Source organism: Pseudomonas sp. NBRC 111124, from assembly GCF_001320245.1.
In the GTDB taxonomy this organism is placed as follows: domain Bacteria; phylum Pseudomonadota; class Gammaproteobacteria; order Pseudomonadales; family Pseudomonadaceae; genus Aquipseudomonas.
In genome coordinates, this window is sequence record NZ_BCBA01000053.1 from 80,349 (window position 1) to 102,338 (window position 21,990).

The following is a 21,990-nucleotide window of genomic DNA, read 5'->3' on the forward strand; positions in this document are numbered from 1 at the left end:
CGAATGCTTGCAGATCAGTGCATTAGGCGATGAATCGCATAATCCACATTGCCACTATCAATCTATAAAACAGATGATAATAAGTCGATATTTACGCTTATTTTCGATCTATTTTTGGCGCATCATGGCTTCATTCCACTGATTCAAGGAGCACGACCATGCTGCAACTGCGACCCTTCGAAGGCCTCGGCCACGCCAACCACGGCTGGCTCGATGCTCACCACCATTTCTCGTTCGCCGAATACTACGACCCGGCGCGCATGCACTGGGGCAACCTGCGGGTCTGGAACGACGACCTGATCGCCGCCGGCAGCGGCTTCCCGCCGCACCCGCACCGCGACATGGAAATCATCACCTATGTCCGTGAAGGCGCCATTACCCACCAGGACAGCCTGGGCAACAAGGGCCGTACCGAGGCGGGTGACGTGCAGGTGATGAGTGCTGGCAGCGGCATCGTGCACAGCGAATACAACCTGGAAGAGGTCGATACCCGCATCTTCCAGATCTGGATCGTGCCGGAGAAGGTCGGTGATGCGCCGTCCTGGGGTGTCCGTCCATTCCCTAAAGGTGAACGTGGCGAAGGCTTCGTGACCCTGGCCAGCGGCCGTGCGGGCGATGAGGACAGCCTGCAGATCCGCGCCGATGCGCGCTTGCTGGCTGCAACCTTGCGAGCCGGTGAAAGCGCCGAGTACCGCTTCGAAGCCGGGCGCCGCGGTTATCTGGTGCCGGCCAAGGGGCTGGTGGAAGTCAATGGGCTGCGGGCCAAGGGCCGCGATGGCGTGGCGATCGAGCAGGAAGAAGTGCTGCGAGTGACTGCGATCGAGGACAGCGAGATCGTCTTGGTCGATGTCGCTTGAGTGAAGGGGGCTGCTTTGCAGCCCTTTCGCGACACAAGGCCGCTCCTACAGGAGATCGCGTTTCCTGTAGGAGCGGCCTTGTGTCGCGAAAGGGCCGCAAAGCGGCCCCAGAGATCAATCAGGCAATCGCCGCATCCACCAGCACCTGCGCCTCTTCCACCAGGCGTTTGAGGTGCGCCTCGTCGACAAAGCTCTCGGCGTAGATCTTGTAGATGTCTTCTGTACCCGAAGGCCGCGCGGCAAACCAGCCGTTGGCGGTCATCACCTTCAAACCACCGATCGCCTGACCGTTGCCCGGCGCATGGCTGAGGATCTGCACGATCGGCTCGCCGGCCAGTTCGGTCGACTTCACCTGCTCCGGTGCCAGCTTGCTCAGCGCGGCCTTTTGCCGTGCATCGGCCTTGGCTTCGACGCGGGTGGCGAACGGTTTGCCCAGCGCAGCAGTCAGGTCGTTGTAGGCCTGGCTTGGGTTGCGACCCGTGCGGGCGGTCATCTCGGCCGCCAGCAGCGCCGGGATCAGACCATCCTTGTCGGTGGCCCAGACCGTGCCGTCCTTGCGCAGGAACGAAGCACCGGCACTCTCCTCACCACCAAAGCCGAGCGAGCCTTCGAACAGGCCTTGGGCGAAGAACTTGAAGCCCACCGGCACTTCGTATAACTCACGGCCCAGACGCTCGGTGACGCGGTCGATCAGGCCGCTGGAAACCACAGTCTTGCCCACAGCGGCGTCGCTGCGCCATTGCGGACGGTTGCGGTACAGGTAGTCGATGGCCACCGCCAGGTAATTGTTCGGCTGCAGCAGGCCGTCAGCGGTGACGATGCCGTGGCGGTCGTGGTCCGGGTCACAGGCGAATGCCACGTCAAAGCGCTCGCGCAGGCCAATCAGCCCTTGCATGGCGTAAGGCGAGGACGGATCCATGCGGATCTGGCCGTCCCAGTCCACGCACATGAAGCGGAAAGTCGGGTCGACTTCGGTGTTTACCACTTCCAGGTTCAGCTGGTAGCGCTCGGCGATCGCCGACCAGTAGCGCACCCCTGCCCCACCCAGCGGATCGACGCCCAGGCGCAGGTTGGCGCCACGAATGACGTCGAAGTCGATGACGTTTTCCAGGTCGGCCACGTAGTGGGCCACGTAGTCGTGGCGCTGGGTAGTGGCGGCTTGCAGCGCCTGGGCATGTTCCATGCGCTTGACCCCGGCGAGGCCAGCGGCCAGCAGCTCATTAGCCTTGGCCTCGATCCACTTGGTCACATCACTGTCGGCCGGTCCGCCGTTGGGCGGGTTGTACTTGAAGCCACCGCTCTGTGGCGGGTTGTGCGACGGGGTGATGACGATGCCATCGGCCAGGCCTTGGCTGCGGCCACGGTTGTAGCAAAGGATGGCGTGGGACACCGCCGGCGTCGGGGTGTATTCGTCGTCCTTGGACAGCATCACCTGCACGCCGTTGGCGGCCAGCACTTCCAGCGCACTGGCTGCAGCCGGCGCGGACAGCGCGTGGGTGTCGGCGCCGATGAACAGCGGGCCGTCGATCCCTTTTTCCTGGCGGTACAGGCAGATGGCCTGGGTGATCGCCAGCACATGGTACTCGTTGAAGCTCAGGTCGAACGAGCTGCCCCGGTGCCCCGAGGTGCCGAAGGCCACGCGCTGGGCCGCCACGGCGGCGTCAGGGCGGCCGGTGTAGTAAGCGGTGAGCAGGCGGGGGATATCGACCAGCACGCTGGCCGGAGCCGGCTTGCCTGCCAAAGGACTGAGCGTCATGCAAAAACCTCGAGTTCAACGGATGTTGGTGTTGGAACACGCAGTGTACTGGGAGTTGCAATGCCGTGCGATGGGGCCGCCGAGGATTATTTAACAGCCACCTGCCACCACGCAGGGAACATCTGCTGCACCCGGTGCTCGGCGAAACGTTCGTCGATCAGCACCAGCACACCGCGGTCCTGGTCGCCACGAATCACTCGCCCGGCGGCCTGGATGACCTTGCGCACGCCGGGGTAGAGGTAGGCGTAGTCGAACCCGGCGCCAAACTGCCTGCCCAGGCGCTGCTTGAACTGTTCGTTGACCGGGTTGACCTGGGGCAGGCCAAGGGTGGCGACGAATGCGCCGATCAGACGCGTTCCCGGCAAGTCGACGCCCTCGCCGAACGCACCACCGAGCACGGCAAAGCCCACCCCTTGCCCGTCGGCCACGAAACGATCGAGAAAAGCCTGGCGCGCGGCTTCGTCCATGCCCGGCGCCTGGGCCCACAGCGGGATGCCAGGATCACGCTCGGCCAGCAAGCTGGCCACCTGCTGCAGGTATTCGAAACTGCTGAAGAACGCCAGATAGTTGCCTGGCTGGCGGTGATACTGATCGGCAATCAGCTCGGTGATCGGCGCCAGAGAAGCCTGGCGCTCGCGAAAGCGGGTCGATACCTGGCTGGCGATGCGCACCTCAAGCTGCTCGGCACGGAACGGCGCCGCCACTTCCAGCCAGGCCGTATCAGCCGGCATGCCCAACAGGTCGGTATAGAAAGGCCGCGGGCTCAAGGTCGCGGAAAACAGCGTCACACTGCGCGCCGCCTGCATCCGCGGGGCCAGCAACCGGGCCGGGGTTACGTTGCGCAGGCACAAGCTGGCCAGGCGCCGCTTGCGCGAGCCCTCGCGCAGGCTGACGTCGAACAGGAAATGCTCGTCGAACAGTTCCGCCACCCGGCTGAACTGCAGCGCCTGGTAGAAGAACTGCAGCACCTGGGCATCGACCTCGGCAGGCTTTTCATTCATGCGCTCCTGGATCAACCCGATGCATTGCTGCAGGGCACGCAGGAAGGCCTCGGGCAATTGGTCGCTGGCCTGGTACGGGGCGCGCTGCTCCTTGTACAGCGCGTTCCACTGCCGATTCAGCCGGTCCAGAGCACTGCCGAGCCCTTGCGGCTTGCTCTGGCGCAAGGTGAGCAGCTGGCCCTGATCGAGGCTGGCGCTGTACATGCCGCGGCCGCGCTCGACCAGGTTGTGCGCCTCGTCCACCAGCACCGCGACCCGCCACTGGTTGAGCTGGGTCAGGCTGAACAGCAGAGCGTGGGCATCGAAGTAGTAGTTGTAGTCGGCCACCAGCACGTCCACCCAGCGGGCCATTTCCTGGCCGAGGTAATACGGGCAGACCTGATGCGCCAACGCCACCTCGCGCAGGCCGGCGCGATCGAGCATGGGCCTGCCCGCTGCAGCCTCGCGTGCGGCAGGCAGGCGGTCGTAGAACCCTTGGGCCAACGGGCAGGACTCGCCATGGCAGGCCTTGTCCGGGTGTTCGCAGGCCTTGTCCCGGGCAATCAGTTCAAGGGTGCGCAGGGCTGGCTGCGGCGTGGCCGCGCTGATCTGGCCCAGCGCATCCAGCGCCAGCGCCCGGCCGGGCGTCTTGGCGGTGAGGAAAAACACCTTGTCCAGCTGCTGCGGGACCATGGCCTTGAGCAGCGGAAACAAGGTGCCCAGGGTCTTGCCGATGCCGGTACTGGCCTGGGCCATCAGGCAGCGTCCGGTACTGACGGCCTTGTACAAGGTTTCGGCCAGTTGCCGCTGGCCCTGGCGAAACTGCGGGTGAGGAAAGCCCAGAGCCTGCAAGCCTTGGTCGCGCTCGGCGAGGCGCTGTTGCTGGGCCTGGGCCCAGGCGAGAAACCGCTGGCACTGGGTTTCGAAGAAATGCTGCAGCGCATCGGCACGGTAGTGCTCGCTGATCAGCGTCTGGCTGTCGTTGTCGACATCCAGATAGACCAACGCCACCTCGATGGCCGGCAACTGCCGCGTCTGGCACAGCAGCCAGGCATAGACCTTGGCCTGGGCCCAGTGCAGCTGGCGGTGATTGGCTGGCTGGCGCGCCAGATCACCGCGGTAGGTCTTGATCTCTTCCAGGCGATTGGCGGCCGGGTCATAGCCGTCGGCGCGCCCGCGCACCAGCAGGCCCTGGTACTCGCCCTCGAGGGCGACTTCCGCCTCATAGCCCGCAGCACGCCGGGCGACCACCCGGCGATGCCCCTCGATTCCTTCCTGAGCGGTAGGTGATGGGGTGAAGCGCAGGTCCAGGTCACCGACCTTGGCGCTGAACTCGCACAACGCCCGCACCGCCACGCGATAACTCATGCGGGCTCGCTCCAGCGCACATGGCAGACCGCCACCGGCAAGCCGTGCTCGGCGCAGAACGCCAGCCAGCGCAGCTGATTGTCCTGCAGGCGGTCACCGGGGCCCTTGACCTCGACCATCCGGTAGCGCTGCTGCTCTGGCCAGAACTGGATCAGGTCCGGCATGCCGGCGCGGTTGTTGCGGATGTCCTGCAACAGGCGCAGGAAGCATTGCTTCAAGTGCGCGGCGGGCAGGCAGGTCAGCGCCTGATCGAGCAACGCTTCACTGAGCATGGGCCAGAACACGAACGGCGATTGCAGGCCATGCTTGGCTGTGTAGCAATCAAGGATGGCCTGGTGATGGGAGCCATCGTCCAGGCGGCCCAGGCAGGCAGTGAACTGTGCAGCGCGCCGTTGCTGGAAATCGCTGTCATGCAGGTCCTGGGGCGCCGCCTGGAACGGGTTGAAGAAGGCCCCCGGCACCGGGGCGAAAATCGCCTCCCAGCACAGCAGGCCGAACAGGCTGTTGAGCAGCGTGTTCTCCACGTAATGTGCCTGCCCACTCGCGTGCGCCAGGTACTGTCGCACGGCCTCTTCGACCCCCAGAGCAGCCTGCTCGCGCGGCAGTTCCAGCTCGATCAGTTCCAGGGGTGCCGCGCGCCGACGCTTCTGTACCGGCCCGCCGAGCTTGCGTGCCAGGCGCGGCAACAGGCGCTCCAGGGCTTGCACCTCCAGGGCGTTGGCCGGTGCGGCAGCCAGTTGCAGGGCCAATGCGTGGGCCTGCTCCCAGCGCTCGCTGCGCTCGAACACGCGAACCTGGCGGATACGCGCTTGCGCATGGCTGCTGCTGGCATACACCGCCAGCGCCTGGTCCCAGTTCCCCAGGCGCTCGCACTGCTGGCCCACGGCGAACAGCAGCCGGCCATGGCGCCGGGCCAGCCATGGGTTGTCGATACTCAAGCCGGCCAGTGTCGCCAGGATCGCGGCGGGCTCTTCACCCAGCTCCAGTCGTTCGGCACACTGGTGCAGCGCCATGGCTTGGTCGACCTCGCTGCGCTGCAGCAAGGCACGTGAATCGGGGCTGAAGGCGACCTGCTCGAAACGCAGCAGACCCAGGTCGGCCAGCACGAAATCCGACCAGTCCTGATAGAGGTTGCCGAAAAACAAAAGGCGCATGCGATCGCACAGTGGCTGCAGGCACCACTGCACGATCCCCACCGGGGCCTGGGCGAACCACTCGCGCAAGGGCCTGGGGGCCAGCGACAGGGGCCGCAACTGCTCAAGCAGGTCGCCCTTGGCCGCACGCGGGCGGGTCAACTGCCCGGCGAAGCCCACGGCGAGCTCGTCCTTGCGCAACAGTGCGAACAACTGCTCAAGGCTCAGGGCCTCAGGCTCGCGTACCCAGCCCAGCGCCAACAGCGGTTGCAAGGCTGCCGCACTGTCGCCGATTTCGGCATAGTCCAGGCGGTCGCAGCGAAACAGCTCGCCCTTGCGCATCACCATGCGCACCATCAGCGCCTGGGCCGGCTGCGCCAGCTCGGCAAAGGCATGAAGAAAAGCCAGCTCCTGCTCATCGAGCAGGTCGGCATAACGTGACTCGACCCAGCGCAGCACTTGGCGAAAATTGTGCAGATAGTACAGCGGGTCATCGACGGAGTGGGCGATCACAAGGCAGGGTCGGGCAGCAAGGATGAGCACTGTTTATACATACAGACCATGCTCACAGGCAAGCACCCTGGCGCATTCCGCCGGCCTACCGACGAATGGCGTCGAATGCCAGGGCCTGTGCCAGGCTTTCCAGCGCTTCTGCCAGCGCCTTGGGCTGCTCGCCCAACCAGGTCAGCGCAAGGCACTGGCGATGTCTACCGTGCAGACTGAACTGCTCTCCCTCCAGCACCTGCAATGCCGAATCCGCTGTCGCCGCCACGGCTTGAGCGCCCACCATTGTCGGCGCCAGGCGCACCCACACGGCACACCCGCCTTCAGGCATGTCGAAGTCCACCCGCCCTCCCAACACCAAACGCAGGTGCTGGCAGAGCTGCTCCATCCGCTCATGCAGTCCCGCCCGCATCCGCTCCATATGCGCGTCGATCTCGCCTGAGGTGATCATCTGCGCCAGCGCCTGCTGCCGCATCGGGGCAAGCTGGAAGGCGCGCTGGGCGAACGCTTCTGCCAAGGCCCCAGAGCGCCCTAACAAGTAGGCATAAGGTGCCTCCCCCCCCACTGTCGCCTCCAACGAGCCCAGCACCATCAGCCAGCGCGGGTCCACCCAGTCACGCAAGCGTGAGTTCGGTGGCGTGGAATAGCATTGTTCGCTGTCCAGATCGTTTTCCAGCAACCAGACCGGGTGCAGCGCCAACACGTCGGCGATCTGCTGCTGATCGCGCTGGGGTATCAGGCGCCCTGCGGGGGTACCCAGGCACGAAGGCATGATCACCATGCGCACCGGCTCACTACCCAACAGCCTGGACAGGCAGCCGATATCAGGGCTGCCGCCGACATCCAGCGGTACCTCGAGGACCCTCATGTCACAACGTTGCAAGGCCCGCAAGATCCGCCAGCAACACGGCGAAGCGACCAGCACGGTACTGCCACGCAGCGCCAGTGCCTGCAGCAGCGTTTCCAGCAACGCCTGCACATCGGGGCCCAGGTGCACATCTTCTGGTCCCCAGTACTGACGGGACGACCGGGTGTAGCGCTCTGCCAGGGCGTCACGCAGCCGTGGCCCGCCCAGCACGCGTGTGGCCCGTGCACGCTGCCGCCCCAGACGCCGCTCATGGGCGAACAGCGCCCGCTCCAGCAACGGTTGCGCGGGCAACACATGAGCCGCGTCAGCCCGGCCGGCCTGCAAGCCCACTTGGGCGAAGTAGCCGGACTTAGGCACCGACTGCACACGCCCTTCATGTTCAAGCAGGCTGTAGGCTGCCTGCACCGTGGCCAACGAAACGCACAAGCGCCTGGATAATGCCCGCAGTGAGGGCAAGCGTGGCTGCCCGCCTCGCTCGGCTTCGTCTATCAAGGCGACCAGATAGCGGTACACCGCCTGGTAGGCGAACTCACGCCCCATCAGGATGAAGCCTTGCGCGTTGCACTGCCCACAAACCGAAGCTGCACATCACGCCGCGCGAGGTTGGCCAGCAAAGACCGTACGCCCGGCCCCAGTCGCCCCTTGTAAACCATGCGCAATTGCGTCAGAGACAGGCCGCTGGTGTTCACGATCCAGTCCTTGACAGCATCAGGGCATGATTTGCCCTGCAAAGCCCGATGCAGGTAAGGCAAGGCGACCTGCATGTCGGCGTGACGACCTTGCAAAAACCGCTCAAGCCCGGCCCCCTGATTGGCAAACGGCCGGTACAGCATGCAGGCGAGCTGGGTCTGCTCAAGCCCGTAGGCCTTGGCGAAGCGCGCCTGCTCGAGTACCTGGGGTTTGCCTGAGGTATCCTGACCGACCAGGCGCAACGCTTGCCTGGGTTCAGCTGACGCCTTGCAGCGCGCGCCTGTCTCGTGCAACTGCGCCAGCGCCAGAGGGTCGACAAATGCCGCCAGCGACGCAACGTCACTCACCGGCTCCAGGCCCCATCCCACCATCAGATCGAGTGCGCCTTCAGTGAGCAACTGGGCAAGCAGGTCGTCGATCTGGATGACGCGCAGCGGCAACGCTCTTTCCAGCGTGCTGCACGGCGCACCGACCGCGCCGCCCGGGGAACCTGCAATCAGATGCAACTGGCCCAGCCACCTGGCCAGGTTGTCCACGCATTGATGCATGGCGTCCGGGCTGATGACACCCACCAGGCGCAGGATGCGCCGGGCCCAGGCCGCCAGGCGCCGCCGCTGGCTGGCCGGCATGGCGGTCACCAGCGCATCGGCCCCCGGGTACTCGGCCAGTGCCACGCGAACGGTATCGGCCAGCTCCAGATACGTGCGACTGCCCAGCAGTGCTTCCGGACGTGCATCGACAAGGTGGCCGAAAAACAGCAAGGCTTCGCGTGACCACGGCAAATGCCGGGCCGTGGCACCCGCCTGGCGACAGAACGGCACCACATTCGCCCCCTCGACCATCTGCAGATGTACCCGGGGATCATCGTGCATGAACAAGGCATTGAACGTGCGTTCATGCTGCTCCAGCAATGCGCTGCTGATTGCCGGCAAACAGGTCACGATCACCCGCAACTTGAAGGTGACCGGCGCTCGCAAGGCGATACTCAGCTGGGCAGCACGCAATACGGCCAATAATCGGGCGCTACGGCGGTCTCCCCCTTGGACCACCAGCACCCTGAACGTACCGATGTATTCCGGCCCACCAGCGGCCACCAGCAAACGCTGAATCAACAACTGCAGGGATGCGCGTTGTTCCTTGGACATATGACTCAACAGACGCTCCAGCACCTGCTGATAGATAAAGTGCATAGCCTGGTCGTGAACAATACTCACGGCGTTACCTCACAACTTCATTCAGCACAACAGCACGCCACTTGCGCGACGAAACTAATTTGAAGCACTTTCCTACAATGAATTAGGAAGCTTTGAAGTTGCACAACGCTGTCGCCACACCATTGAAAAATATGAGCCAACCCACGGGCTCCACACCGCTTTAAATCGCGCACCGCTGCGCCTGGTCTTCTCCACTGCACGCTCCTTGCGCCAACTATCAATGCGCCATTATCGAACGTTGATTTGGGATTAAAAGATACAGATCCTGATGAAAAAACCATTCAGAAACCGGCAAGAGCGCCCTTCACAAAGCGTGCGGAGCCCGATAAGGATCTCGCGGCCACCATCTAGCAACATAACTTTACAAAGTCGTAACTTAGATCTCAGAAAATATAGTCGGGCAAAAAACAAAAAACCGGGCATACGCCCGGTTTTTCGTTGCCAAACATGCCCTCAGCGCGGCGCCATATCGAGCACTACCCGCCCACCGCAGGGGCATTCGTCCATGTAGCGATGGGCCTCGACCACCTCGGCGAACGGATACACCTTGATGATCTGCGGCGTCAGCAGCTGATCGGCGGTGAACTGGTTGATATCGCGCAAGGCCCGTTGCAGCGCCACCTGGTCCTGGCTGATGCCAAGCTCCGGCTTGCCGGTGAAGTTGCCGATGCAGTGCACGTAGAACTGGATGTTCTTCTGGAACGCCGCACACGCCGGGAACGGTGTCTGGTTGCCGCCCTGCAGGCCATACAGCACCAGGCTGCCACGCGGTGCCAGCACATCGCCGAGCAGCGACATCTGCGGCCCGCCCAGGCCATCGAGGACCATGTCCACGCCGCGCCCATCGGTGTACTTGCCAACCTGCATGAGCAGGTCCTGCTCTTCGGTGACGATCACCCTGTCGGCGCCCAGGCCCAGCAGGTATTCACGCTGCTCGGGCTCCTTGGTCACGGCGAACACCTTGAGGCCGAGCGCCTTGCCCAGTTGCACGAAGGCCGGCCCTGCACAATGGCTGGCATCGGTGACCAGCGCGGTCTGCCCAGCCTTGGCACGGGCCAGGTCGACGAAGGCGAAATAGGCGATGAGCAGCGGCGTGTAGTGAACGCTGGCCTCGATCGGCGTGAGCACTTGCGGATAGCGGGTGATGGCGGTGCGCGGCAGCACGATGACATCGCCGTACACGGGGTGCTCGTTGGCGCTGGTGGCCGGGAAGCTGGCGACCCGGTCGCCCACGGTGATGTCATCGACGCCTTCGCCGACCGCCGTCACCACACCGGCCATCTCGTGGCCGATCCCTGCGGGCAGACGAGCCTGGGATGGCGCCAGGTTCTGCCGCCAGAGCACGTCATACCAACTCACGCCGATCGCCTCGACGCGGATCTGCACCTCGCCGAAGGCAGGTGACGGTTCGGCCTGCTCCTCGCAACGGAGCACATCGGCAGCGCCGAACTTGTGGAAACGGATCATGCGGGACATCGCATACCTCGCGTGTGTGAATCTCGTATTACCACGGACTTTATCCGGGCTTTTGCCGTTAGACCATCAGTGGCCATTAATAGTCGACATGCCTGTCATCGATTGGGCACCTGACTTTCCTGTGCATTGGCCCCCGGAAATCCGTGCAGGTTAACAGCCTTTGGCCTTAAGATTCACCCCTGCTCCACTTTAGGCGAAGCGCACCGATGAATCGAAACGACCTGCGTCGCGTAGACCTCAACCTGCTGATCGTATTCGAAACCCTCATGCATGAGCGCAGCGTGACCCGTGCTGCCGAAAAGCTGTTCCTCGGCCAGCCAGCGATCAGCGCGGCCCTGTCGCGCTTGCGCAACCTGTTCGACGACCCGCTGTTCGTGCGTACCGGCCGCAGCATGGAGCCGTCGGCACGGGCCCATGAAATCTTCGCCCTGCTGTCTCCGGCGCTGGATTCGATCTCCACCGCCGTCAGCCGCGCCGCCGAGTTCGACCCGGCGACCAGCAACGCGGTGTTTCGCATCGGCCTGTCGGACGACGCCGAATTCGCCCTGCTGCCCCAGCTGCTCAAACGCATCCGCGCCGAAGCCCCCGGCATCGTCCTGGTGGTGCGCCGGGTCAACTACCTGCTGATGCCGACGCTGCTGGCCTCGGGCGAAATTTCCGTGGGCGTCAGCTACACCAGTGAACTGCCTGCCAACGCCAAGCGCAAGGTGCTGCGGCGCAGCAAGCCCAAGCTGCTGCGCGCCGACAGTGTGCCGGGCAGCATCAGCCTCGACGACTTCTGCGCGCGGCCGCATGCGTTGGTGTCGTTTGCCGGTGACCTGTCGGGCTTTATCGACGAGGCGCTGGAAGAGATCGGCCGCAAGCGCCATGTGGTGCTGGCGGTGCCGCAGTTCAACGGTTTGGGGAGCCTGCTGGCGGGCACCGATATCGTCGCCACGGTGCCGGACTACACGGCCGATGTGCTGACCGCAGCCGGGGGGCTGCGCGCCGAAGACCTGCCGATGGAAGTGCGCACGTTCGAGCTGCACATGGCCTGGCGCGGGGCGCAGGACAATGACCCGGCGGAGCGGTGGCTGAGGTCGAGAATCCAGATGTTCTTCGGAGATCCCGATAGCCTGTGATCGAGTTTCATCAAGCATCCTGGTGCGCGAGCGCGGCCTCACCGCTATTCCCCCCCATGGCACGACTCCATCAGCGGCGACATTTCTTGCAGGCATCAGCGCAAATACCGCTCGAGCGCCAGCGCGTTGCCCAGTGCGGCGCCGGAGGCCGTGTTGTCGAATATGCACCAGGTAGCTGCACCTGCAGCGTGGCTGCGCTGCAGCCGCTCAGCCAGCTGTTGCAGGTACTGTTGCGAATAGGCGCTATGGTAGATCCGCGGCTCGCCGTGCAGGCGCCAGTAAACCAGCCCAGGCCAGCCAGCGGGTTGCGCATCGGCAGCGAAACGTGCGGGGCTCGCCGCCACCCGGGCAATACGCAAGTCGACCAACATCGCCTGCGCAGCCTGCCAACTGGCGTGTCTGGGCTCGACCGCTACCGGCCCGGCATGGCATTGGCGCAGGCGTTCAAAGAAGCGCCGGTCACGGCTGGCATCATGAGCGAGTGAGGGTGGCAACTGCACCAGCAGGCATCCCAGCTTATTGCCTAATTGCTGGCATTGGTGGAGAAACGCGTCAAGCTCAGCCTCACCGTTTTCCAAGCGCTGCTCGTGGGTGATGGTTCTGGGCAATTTGACTGAAAAGCGAAAATGCTCCGGGACTGACGAAGCCCAGCGGGCATAGGTCGCGGGCAGGTGCGGCCGATAGAACGAGCTGTTGATTTCTACGGCACCCAGCCGCGAGGCATAGCGCTGCAAGTGGCTGCCCGGCTGCAAGAACTCATCGGCGTACTGGCGGGCCAAACTCCAGCCCGCGCATCCCAAGTGGATCATCATGACACTCCATCAGCACGCCGTCGCTGCAATGGAGTCGCCAAAGGCCGTAGTTGTTCCATTGACGCAATCGGGTTGAACAGCACCACCACAGTGCGCCCAGGTTCTACCTGAGGAATACGTCGCCGGTTGGCCCGATCAATGGCTCGCCGGCTCGGCGCGGCTCGCTGTGCCTTCAACCGCCACTCGCCTGGCATACCCCACCCCCCACACCAACGCCCGGCTCATGCTCTCGCCGGCGCGCTGGGCGTAGGCCCGCTCACATAGCACCGTCCCATCAGGACGGTAAACGCCAATGAACAATTGCGTGGCACCGGTGCGCGACAAGCGCGTCTGCACCTCCAGGCAGGTACCGTCGTCGAGTTTTTCTTCGTGAGTCTGATGGTGCAGGATCGGGTCGCACCAATTTCTGTAGGTCTTGCCTCTTCGTTTCATGCCTCTGCCCTCGCCGATGTTGTGAAGGGTAGATCTGCGGATGCGCTCGTGCGGTCGAAATGAATCAGGGCGTTCAGACAGCCGGCCGACTGGTATGAAACGCGAAGTTTTCAACCACCGCGGGGGCTGCGTTCAGCGCCGTAATGCGCCCAGACGACGAATGAAAAACACAAGCGGCTCAGAGCCTTTGGCAAGCGCACCGAGGCGGCCGTTGATCGCGCAGAGGGAGCGTTGCCCTGCCCAACGCCGTCGACGGACAACAGGCTTGCTATGCCATAGGAGTGTCGTGATGAAGATCCATCATTTGAACTGCGGGTGCATGTGCCCGCTTGGCGGTGCGCTGTTTGACGGCTACAGCAAGGGGCTTACAGCACACGTACCTTGCCACTGCCTGCTGATTGAAACCGAGCGTGACGGCCTGGTGCTGGTGGACACCGGTTTCGGCCACAACGATATCCAGCACCCCGAGCGCCTGAGCCGGTTTTTTCGCGTGCTCAACAACATTCAGCTGGATCAACGCCTGACTGCGCTGGATCAGATACGACGGCTGGGGTTTGAACCGGCTGACGTTCGCCACATTGTCCTGACGCATCTCGACTTTGACCACGCGGGCGGGCTGGATGATTTCCCCCAAGCGCGAGTGCACCTGCTCGGCGATGAAATGCAACAGGCCAGCCAGGTCTGCGGCTGGGTCGAACCCCGGCGCTTTCGCGCTAGCCAGTGGCAAAGCCGCCTCAATTGGGAGTTCTACGAAGGCCAGGGCGAGCACTGGTTCGGCTTCGATTCCGTGCGTCCCCTGATCGACGTGCGCGAAGACATTCTGCTGGTGCCACTGGCTGGGCATACCTGCGGCCACGCGGGCATTGCCCTTGGCACCAAGCACGGCTGGCTACTGCATGCAGGTGATGCTTACTTTCACCACTGGGAGGTCCATGGCGCGCACCGCCGATGCCCGCTTGGCATGCGCCTCTATCAGCGGATGATGGACAGCGACCACCGATTGCGCATGACCAACCAGCGCCGCTTGCGGGAGTTGATCCTCGCGCACGGCGAAGAGGATCTGGAGGTGTTCTGCAGCCATGACCCTTGGGAGCTGGCGCAATCGAGCCGCCAGGGTGCGGCCCTGTAAAGACGTAAAAAAAGGCCCGCACTGGGCGGGCCGAAGACCTGATGTGGAGAGTCGAACGAACTCTACAACTGTTTTGATGAACGCCCTCGTCAATGGTTTTTTTGTATCTGCGCAAACCCCGACGGACGGATAACGCCTGTAAGTTGTTCCCTGCCAGGCCTCTTGTAGCTGCAGCCGGAGCGCATGACCGCGCTCTACTGATCATGACCGGCGATGGCTTTAAGGAAGCTTCTGTCTGCGAGCCTGCGCAGGTCTCGCCATTCACGCCAGTCCACCAGCCCAAGACGGTCCATCTCATCGGCTTGACGCAACAGTTCCTCGTGATAGGTGCTGGGGCAATCGCGTCTTTGCTGCACGTCGTCGTAAAGCCCAAACCACTTGTTTATCACGACGAGTCGGCGCTCTTCCTGGCCTATCTGTTCGCTGACCGCGTTCATGTCGATAACCCGTCAGGGTTGCTGGTAATGTCCTGGCGAGGTACCGGGCTCGTGATCATGCTCAAGACGCTGTACTTGCACATCGGTGAAAGATGACGCTTCGTTGCGATGCAAGCCCTGCAAATATTCGTGCGCAGCTTGGCGGGTGAGGTCCTCTTGGTCACTGCGGTACTCGCAAGTGCCGGGCTGGTTGTCACATATGTAGCTGATCAAATAAAGGTATCTGGCCATTTTGAAACTCCCTGGTTTGAGGCGCGTAGCTAGTGGGTTGAGCCTGACGCAGTTGCATACGTTCACCGCGAGTGACGATTGGTCGGTTTACATCGGTTCACTGCGCGCTACATGCCTTGATCATCAGCGCTATGGATTTCAGAGCTCCCGCTAACGGCGGTTACAAAACCCATCCACGAAGAGCCCTCGAGCCAAAATAGAGGCCGCCTTACATTAGGGCATTTCGTCCGTCTCTCGATAATTCCTTTGCACGATTGGGCGCTTGTCTACGGTCACTTAAGAACACAGATTTCCCTGTGTAACTACCGGCATGAGGTGTCAATCATGGCTAACAATCAGGACAAGGGCAGTAATCAAGGCGGCAACGCCAATACCAATCCAGGCAACTTCGCCAACGACCGGGAAAAAGCTTCCGAGGCCGGGCACAAAGGCGGCCAAATGTCAGGCGGCAACTTCAAGAACGATCCAGAGCGCGCGTCTGAAGCGGGACAAAAAGGTGGCCAGGCTTCGGGCGGTAATTTCAAGAACGACCCTGAGCGTGCCTCCGAGGCGGGACACAAAGGTGGCCAGGCTTCCGGGGGCAATTTCGCCAATGATCGCGAGAAAGCTTCAGAGGCCGGCCGTGTAGGCGGCCAGCATAGTCATGGCGGCGGTCGCAAGAGTGACGACAACCGCTAGTCATCCCTGAACGTGCAGCGGCAGCCTGGCTGCCCTGCACCCAGGAAGGCCCGGGCGGAATAACTACCAGACCATTCGTCCGTTGGGCTGTCGGCATTGAGCGTCTGCGCTGTCCTTTCAGAACACCCCGTCAGAGCCACTCACATGCGACCGCTATTTCATTCGATGACCCTTCCCCTCGCCTGCTCTCTGCTGTGGGCTTGTTCCGCTCCCGGAACGAAGTCGCCTGTGGAGATACCCGGCAGACCTGAGTCGGCAAAGACCCAGCTGTTGGAAGCGGGGGCAGCGACACTGCAGGCCAAGCCGCCCATTGAGGCTATCAACGCCTACTTGAATGGCTTCCACTTTTACAACGGCCATCCCAACGTGCAAATGGAGGCGCATCACTACTGCTCCATTCTCAACGAGGATGTCATTCAGTGCGTCATCTTCGACGGCAATACCAAGGAAGCGAAAATCATGGGTGTCGAGTACATCATTGACGAGCATCTTTTTGCTGGATTGTCGACCAAGGAAAAGGCGATGTGGCACAGCCATGGCTATGAAGTTGCTTCCGGGCAGTTGATCGCACCGGGAATACCCGCACCTGCTGAGCATGCCTTGATGAAAAGGCTGGCTCATACCTACGGCAAGACCTGGCACACGTGGCACACCGATCAGGGCAAAGCGCTTCCACTGGGTGTTCCGCAACTCATGATGGGCTTCACTGCCGACGGCCAGGCTGACACAGCGATGATCGACCAGCGCAACCGACGCTTGGGCCTGGATACGGCAAAAACCAAAGCTCAGCGAGCAGACATCCAAGTGCCTGCGGCTGATCCCGGGGCGGATGGTTGGCAGCACGGCAGGGTCATTCAGATCATGGACCCGACAGGCGCCCATTTGCATCTACCCGCTACACCGACGCCACCAGCAGCTAACAGCCGTTCAAGCAATTAGCTGTCTGTGGAGCGTGTCGGCATGCCCCGCTTGGCGCCACGGCAATTTCCGAATTGCCGATCACCCAAGAAGGGCCGGAAGTTGATTCGAAAGCAACGCCGCAGCCCAAGGCTTCAGCACCGTGGAGGGGAGCTTTTCCCGAGGGACCCATTTGCAAGCTACGATCTCATTGCTCGCCAGCGGTTTTTCTGCGTCGTCCAGCTGCGTGGTGAAAATATGATGGAGTGTACTGCCCACCCTCAGGGTACAAAGTGAGAGCAGACCATGCCCTTCAATGGAGGTTTCCTCCTGTAGCTCTCGTTCAGCAGCCACTGCTGGCGTCTCGTCAAACTCGACAGTACCGCCGGGGAAATGCCACTTACCTGATTTTTTCCGAACTAACAGGATTTTGCCGTTTCGCAAACAAATGATCGTTGCTCTGGATTTTAACGCGTGATTCTTTTCATCCCACATACTTACACCCACGTCGACATCAGGCTTATATCCGTCCCATTCAAAAGCGAAATGGCGTCTCTATCCTGATGACTCGAATTTTTAACAAACCGTTCAACTTAATCTGCACCTCGCTGATGCACGACGCGTACATAGACCGGCGGCCAGTGCTGGCCATTGTCGGCGAGCAGGCGCGCGCGGCGCTCGGCAAGCACTATCAGCAGGCGCTCCCGCCATGCCGACAATACCGTCTGTCGCTAAGTTGCTTGGAAAACCAGCAAGGTAATTGCCAAATGTTAGTGTCAACAGCTTAGAAGCCAACCCGCTCGGCCTCAGGAGGTTGCTGACATGACCAAGGTGGACTCAATTCGAATAAATGCGCAGCTGAATGCCTGCGCACAGGCTATGAGTTCGCTGCGAGCTTATGACAGGGGAGCAGCAGACAGCGGTTGTACGGAGCTTGAGAAACTGCGTATGCGAGCGGAGTTTCAATTCAATGCCCTTAAAGCGTTAGACGCCCCCAGGAGCGCAGTTGACCCCAGTGCCGCGAGATGGGCTTGGCTCCTGGAAAAAGCCGAGTGAAGTTGAAGCGGGTGTCGGATTGGAAGCAGGCAGTCGTCAAGCGACTTGCGCATGCCCAGGTCTGCCCCCCGAGTACCGAGAAGTCATCAGGAATGTGGCGCCTGACAACAAAAAGCTACCCCCTGCGCAATGACATCACCGCTGAGGGGGTTTGGCTTAACCGTGTCAGGAAGCACCAGTGTTACATATCGATTCGATAGCGCCCACGAGGTCATCGTACTGAACGGGCTTGGTCAGATGTCGATCAAACTGCATGTCTTTGCCCTTATGGGGATCAGTGGCCACCCCATACCCACTTAACGCAATGGCAGGCGTAAATTGATGAACTTTGCCCGCGCGCAAGGCACTGATCAGCTCGTGGCCATTCATCTCTGGCATCCCGATATCAATCAGAATGACATCGAACCGCTCCTGCAGTGAATGTTCGAGCGCCAGGGCAGGATCGCTGTAGCTCTTGACCTGCGCACTCTCCATTTCAAGCAGCATGCGCATGACTTCCAGGACTTCCGGCGAGTCATCCACCAGCAATACTTTAAGGCTCTTGAGCCGTCCTAGGGGCTCGGAGGTTGCATCCCCCTCCTCAGGCGCCTGGATCAGCTCCTGTGAAAGCGGCAGCGAGACACTGAACGTACAGCCGTGACCAATACCCGCTGACCGGGCAACCACCGATCCGCCATGCGCTTGAACCAACTGGCGAACCAACGAGAGACCAATACCCAAACCGTCTCGCTGATGGCTGCGATGTTTGGGTTTGGCCTGCTTGAACAGGTCGAACACGTTCTCAAGGTCGGCAGTCTGCAAGCCGACACCGTTGTCGATGATATCCACGTTGGCATGCTTGTCCGCCTTGCTCAGCACAATACGTACCTTGGCCGCTTCACCGCTGAACTTCAGTGCATTTTGCAGCAAGTTCCAGATCACCTGTTCCAGGCGCGTCGGGTCGCCCTCAATGATCATCGCAGGCACGTCCGCGCTCGGCTTCTCTAGCGAAATCTCTGCGTCGGGGTATTCGTCGATGATGACTGAGTGAATGTCAGTGAGCATGGCGCCGAGGTCGAGTAGCCGCGTCTTGAGCTTGAGCTTGCCCGTGCGAATGCGAGCCACATCGAGCAGGTCATCAATAATTCGCGCCTGGCTGGTAACCGCTTCGCCGATGGCGCTAACCGCCTTGCTGGCATTCTCGGTGTTACGAACGGCGGGGAGCCTTCGAAGAATCTCTGCGTTCAACTGGATCAGGTTGAGCGGGTGCTTGAGCTCGTGCGACATGACCGCGAAGAATTCATCCTTCATGAGGATGGTGCTTTGGGTCTCGGCAAGTTTTTTACTCTGCTCATCATGCAGCCGCTTATGGCCCGTCAGGTCACGCGCGATCTTCACGTAACCCAAAGCGCTCTCGGCACGAAGCAAGGTGATTTCGCCGCTGCAGAAGAACCGGCTACCGTCCTTGCGCACATGCCAGCGCTCATCCTCCCCACGCCCATGTTCGCGTGCATTACGCATCTCGGCCTGCGGGACACCCGCACTGCGATCCTCGGCGGAAAAGATCAGTTCGTAGGAAGAGCCCAAGACTTCTTCTGCGGTGTAACCGAAGATCAGCTGAGCGCCGGTGTTCCAGTCCGTGATCTTACCGTGTTCATCCAGGATGATGATGGCGAAGTCGTGGGTACTCTCGGCGACCAGGCGCATGCGCTCCTGCCCCAGGCGCAGGTCTTCCTCGGCTTCGCGACGCTTGGTGATGTCGATGAACGTCAGCACCGTACCATCGATATGGTCTTCGCTTGAGCGGTACGGCAAGAGCCGGGCAATGTACCAGCGGCCATCGGCGCTGCTGACTTCCCGCTCCAGCATGGTCAGCGATTCGTAAACGGACGAAGCGTCTTCGGCTAATTCCGGATAATTGAGGCGATGGGTGATATCCAGCAGCGAACGCCCGGTATCCACCGGCAACATGCTGAAAATTTCCTTAGACCGGGGCGTGAACCAGCGGATATGCATGTTGCGGTCAACGAATACCGTGGCGATATCCGTAGAGGCAATGAGGTTGGCCAGGTAGTCGTTGATCTTGTCGGTTTCTTCGACCTTGGTCTTGAGCTCGTAGTTGACGGTAAGCAGCTCTTCGTTGATCGACTGAAGTTCTTCCTTGCTGGTTTCCAGCTCTTCCGTCGCGGAGCGCAACTCCTCGTTGATGGCCTGCATTTCCTCGTTGGACGCCTTGAGCTCTTCGCTCGAGACTTCCGATTGCTCGATCGTTTCCTGCAGGTGGGTCTTGGTTCGCTGCAGCTCGTTCTCCAGGCTGGCCAGCACCTTGTTCTCGGTTTGCAAATCCAGGTCGAGCAGGTCGCTGCCAGGTTCAATGGAGGTGATGTTGAACACGATGGTCCGCACATCCTGATCGGTGGCCTCGTCTTTGAAAGGACGCGCCGTGATATCGACCAGGTAATCACCGTCAGGGTCGCTCACGCGGATCTTGCGGGACAGTGTGGCTTTACCGCTTTGCTGGGCTTGGTACAGCGTGGTGCGAAGCTCCAGGCGCAACTGCGGCATGATCAGCACCAGAACGTTTCGCCCAACTTCCCCGGTAACGTAACGCAGGAATTTGCCGGCACCCTCGTTCATGTGCAGGATGTCGCCATTGGGGTCGACAATCATGCTCGGCGGCATCTGCTCGGCCATCGCCCGCTGATGGATATCGGCATAGGAAAACTTGCGCGTGGGCGGCAGCATGGGTGGCGGCACGGCAAGGCTGGACAGCGCAAAGCCGCCACGGGGCATCGAAGGCGCACGGCGATTGATATTGGCGCCCGCTCGCGCACGGAAAATCCGGTTGCGCTTGTCGACCGGGGTGAACAGGTCAGGGCAGGCATCGGCAGACTCGGATGAGCCCATGAACAAATAACCGCCCGGTTTGAGGGCAAAGTGGAACATCTGCAGCATTTCCCGCTGGATGTCGCGATCCAGGTAGATCAGCAGGTTGCGGCAAACGATGAGGTCGATTTGTGAAAACGGCGGATCGGACAGCAGGCTGTGCTTGGCAAACAAGACCTTCTCGCGCACTTCCTTGCGCACGCGATAATGCTCACCCTCTTTGAGGAAATACTGCCGCAGACGCGTCGGTGGCACATCGGTAATGATCGCTTCCGGGTACGCGCCAGTGCGACCAACGGCGATGGCGCGTTCGTCGATATCCGTGGCAAACACCTGGACTTTGACCGGGTTGACCTCAAGCTTCTGATGCTCGGTGCAGAGGATGGTCAGGCTGTATGCCTCCTCCCCTGTCGAACATCCGGCAGACCAGATGCGCACTTCATCGGGGCGAGCTTTATCATCGCCTGTGGACATCAAAGGGCCCAGCACGTGACGCTCAAGTGCCTCGAAGGCCTCTCGGTCACGGAAGAAGTTGGTCACGCCGATCAGCATGTCCCCGAGCAACTGCTTGGCTTCGTCGGGCGTGCTTTCCAGGTACTGGTAGTACGAGGGCAGATCGGGCTGAGCCGTTACCTGAAGGCGCCGCTCGATACGCCGGAGCACCGTCGCTCGCTTGTAGTGCTTGAAATCATGCCCGGTGCGCGTTCTGAGCAGCAACAGGATATCCAGCAGAACCCGCTCGGCGACTTCACGCTCAAGTTCAGGAGAAGCAGACGCAACCTTCATGTCGTGCGGTGCAGGGATCTTGATGGTTTTGGTATTGCGCCAGATCTCGAGCAGCTTGTTCGGTATCTCAGCCAACGGCAGAACAGCGTCGACCATCCCGGTCGCGATTGCCGCCAGCGGCATCCCGTCGAATTCAGCATCATCCGGGCTCTGCACGATGGTAATGCCACCCTGCTCCTTGATACGCGACAGGCCAACGGCACCGTCGCTGCCCGTGCCGGTCAGTACCAGGCAGTAGGCAAATTCCTTGTGCACATCTGCCAGATCACGGAAAAACAGGTCGATTGCCACATGGCTACCGGCCGGGCGATTGGCGGCCGTCACCCTCAAGTAACCATCGTTCATGGCCAGTTGACTGGCGGGTGAGATCACATAAACGCTGTTCTGCTCTATGGGCGCGGTGTCGATGACCTGCATCACCGGCATCGACGTACACGCCTGGATAATCTTGTCGGCCACGCTTTCGTGGTCTGGCGACAAATGAAGAATGATCACAAACGCCATTCCGCTGTCAGCGGGCATTTCCTCGAAGAATGTCTTCAGCGCAGCCAGGCCGCCCGCCGATGCACCTATGCCGACCACCGGGAACCGCAGGTGACTGGGCAAGATGCCTTCTCGCTCCGGCAGCGAGGAAGGACGAGGTGTTGTCGGTTTCATCGTGAATTCCGAGTCAATTCATGAGTTGAGCGTTAGCGCTCCG

The 21,990-nt window shown here is 61.5% G+C and carries 16 protein-coding genes; 5 read left to right on the top strand and 11 right to left on the bottom strand.

The features are described 5' to 3' along the window. Window positions 1-158: 158 nt before the first annotated feature. Window positions 159-857, top strand: a complete 699-nt coding sequence (locus APH28_RS20370; RefSeq protein WP_060512326.1) for a pirin family protein — start codon at window positions 159-161, stop codon at window positions 855-857. A 118-nt stretch (window positions 858-975) separates the two neighbouring features. On the opposite strand, the gene pgm is transcribed toward APH28_RS20370, so the two are convergent. The 6 genes from pgm to APH28_RS20400 form a co-directional block, all read right to left on the bottom strand. Next, entirely contained in the window at window positions 976-2,613 is a 1,638-nt protein-coding gene (pgm, locus tag APH28_RS20375) for a phosphoglucomutase (alpha-D-glucose-1,6-bisphosphate-dependent) (RefSeq protein WP_060512327.1), read from the bottom strand. 86 nt (window positions 2,614-2,699) lie between these two features. Continuing rightward, entirely contained in the window at window positions 2,700-4,961 is a 2,262-nt protein-coding gene (locus APH28_RS20380) for an ATP-dependent DNA helicase (RefSeq protein WP_060512328.1), read from the bottom strand. Then, a complete protein-coding gene (locus tag APH28_RS20385; protein ID WP_060512329.1) occupies window positions 4,958-6,607 on the bottom strand; it encodes a VRR-NUC domain-containing protein in 1,650 nt (549 codons plus the stop codon). The genes APH28_RS20380 and APH28_RS20385 overlap by 4 nt, the downstream gene beginning before the upstream one ends. A gap of 85 nt (window positions 6,608-6,692) precedes the next feature. Continuing rightward, a complete protein-coding gene (locus APH28_RS20390; RefSeq protein WP_060512330.1) occupies window positions 6,693-8,006 on the bottom strand; it encodes an aminotransferase class I/II-fold pyridoxal phosphate-dependent enzyme in 1,314 nt (437 codons plus the stop codon). Then, entirely contained in the window at window positions 8,006-9,370 is a 1,365-nt protein-coding gene (locus tag APH28_RS20395) for a hypothetical protein (RefSeq protein WP_060512331.1), read from the bottom strand. Before APH28_RS20395 ends, APH28_RS20390 begins: the two co-directional genes overlap by 1 nt. A 453-nt stretch (window positions 9,371-9,823) precedes the next feature. Continuing rightward, window positions 9,824-10,846: a zinc-dependent alcohol dehydrogenase family protein gene (locus APH28_RS20400; RefSeq protein WP_060512332.1), complete on the bottom strand. Its 1,023-nt coding sequence runs from the start codon at window positions 10,844-10,846 to the stop codon at window positions 9,824-9,826. A gap of 206 nt (window positions 10,847-11,052) precedes the next feature. On the opposite strand from APH28_RS20400, the gene APH28_RS20405 reads away from it, so the two are divergent. Beyond that, the gene (locus APH28_RS20405; protein WP_060512333.1) at window positions 11,053-11,967 is read left to right on the top strand and encodes a LysR family transcriptional regulator; all 915 of its coding nucleotides are present in this window, start codon (window positions 11,053-11,055) and stop codon (window positions 11,965-11,967) included. A 95-nt stretch (window positions 11,968-12,062) separates the two neighbouring features. Here APH28_RS20405 and APH28_RS20410 read toward each other — a convergent pair whose 3' ends face one another. Both APH28_RS20410 and APH28_RS20415 read right to left on the bottom strand, forming a co-directional pair. After that, a complete protein-coding gene (locus tag APH28_RS20410; protein ID WP_060512334.1) occupies window positions 12,063-12,776 on the bottom strand; it encodes a DUF72 domain-containing protein in 714 nt (237 codons plus the stop codon). Window positions 12,777-12,914: 138 nt separating this feature from the next. Next, on the bottom strand, window positions 12,915-13,211 hold the full coding sequence (locus tag APH28_RS20415; RefSeq protein ID WP_060512335.1) for a hypothetical protein: 297 nt from the start codon (window positions 13,209-13,211) through the stop codon (window positions 12,915-12,917). Between the two features lie 289 nt (window positions 13,212-13,500). On the opposite strand from APH28_RS20415, the gene APH28_RS20420 reads away from it, so the two are divergent. Then, window positions 13,501-14,340, top strand: coding sequence for an MBL fold metallo-hydrolase (locus tag APH28_RS20420; protein WP_060512336.1), 840 nt, complete (start codon window positions 13,501-13,503; stop codon window positions 14,338-14,340). A gap of 194 nt (window positions 14,341-14,534) precedes the next feature. Here the strand turns inward: APH28_RS20420 and APH28_RS28245 are convergent, their stop codons facing one another. Further along, entirely contained in the window at window positions 14,535-14,777 is a 243-nt protein-coding gene (locus APH28_RS28245; RefSeq protein ID WP_082432353.1) for a hypothetical protein, read from the bottom strand. A 555-nt stretch (window positions 14,778-15,332) separates the two neighbouring features. Here APH28_RS28245 and APH28_RS20430 point away from each other — a divergent pair. Continuing rightward, window positions 15,333-15,686, top strand: coding sequence for a general stress protein (locus APH28_RS20430; protein WP_060512338.1), 354 nt, complete (start codon window positions 15,333-15,335; stop codon window positions 15,684-15,686). A 144-nt stretch (window positions 15,687-15,830) separates the two neighbouring features. Continuing rightward, the gene (locus APH28_RS20435; protein WP_060512339.1) at window positions 15,831-16,625 is read left to right on the top strand and encodes an OBAP family protein; all 795 of its coding nucleotides are present in this window, start codon (window positions 15,831-15,833) and stop codon (window positions 16,623-16,625) included. A gap of 60 nt (window positions 16,626-16,685) precedes the next feature. Here the strand turns inward: APH28_RS20435 and APH28_RS20440 are convergent, their stop codons facing one another. Then, window positions 16,686-17,078 carry an NUDIX domain-containing protein gene (locus tag APH28_RS20440; protein ID WP_060512340.1) on the bottom strand — a complete coding sequence of 131 codons (393 nt, stop codon included), beginning with the start codon at window positions 17,076-17,078 and terminating at the stop codon, window positions 16,686-16,688. Window positions 17,079-17,804: 726 nt separating this feature from the next. Next, window positions 17,805-21,947 (bottom strand): CheR family methyltransferase, encoded by a 4,143-nt coding sequence (locus tag APH28_RS20450; protein WP_060512342.1) that lies wholly within the window; start codon window positions 21,945-21,947, stop codon window positions 17,805-17,807. Window positions 21,948-21,990: the final 43 nt, after the last annotated feature.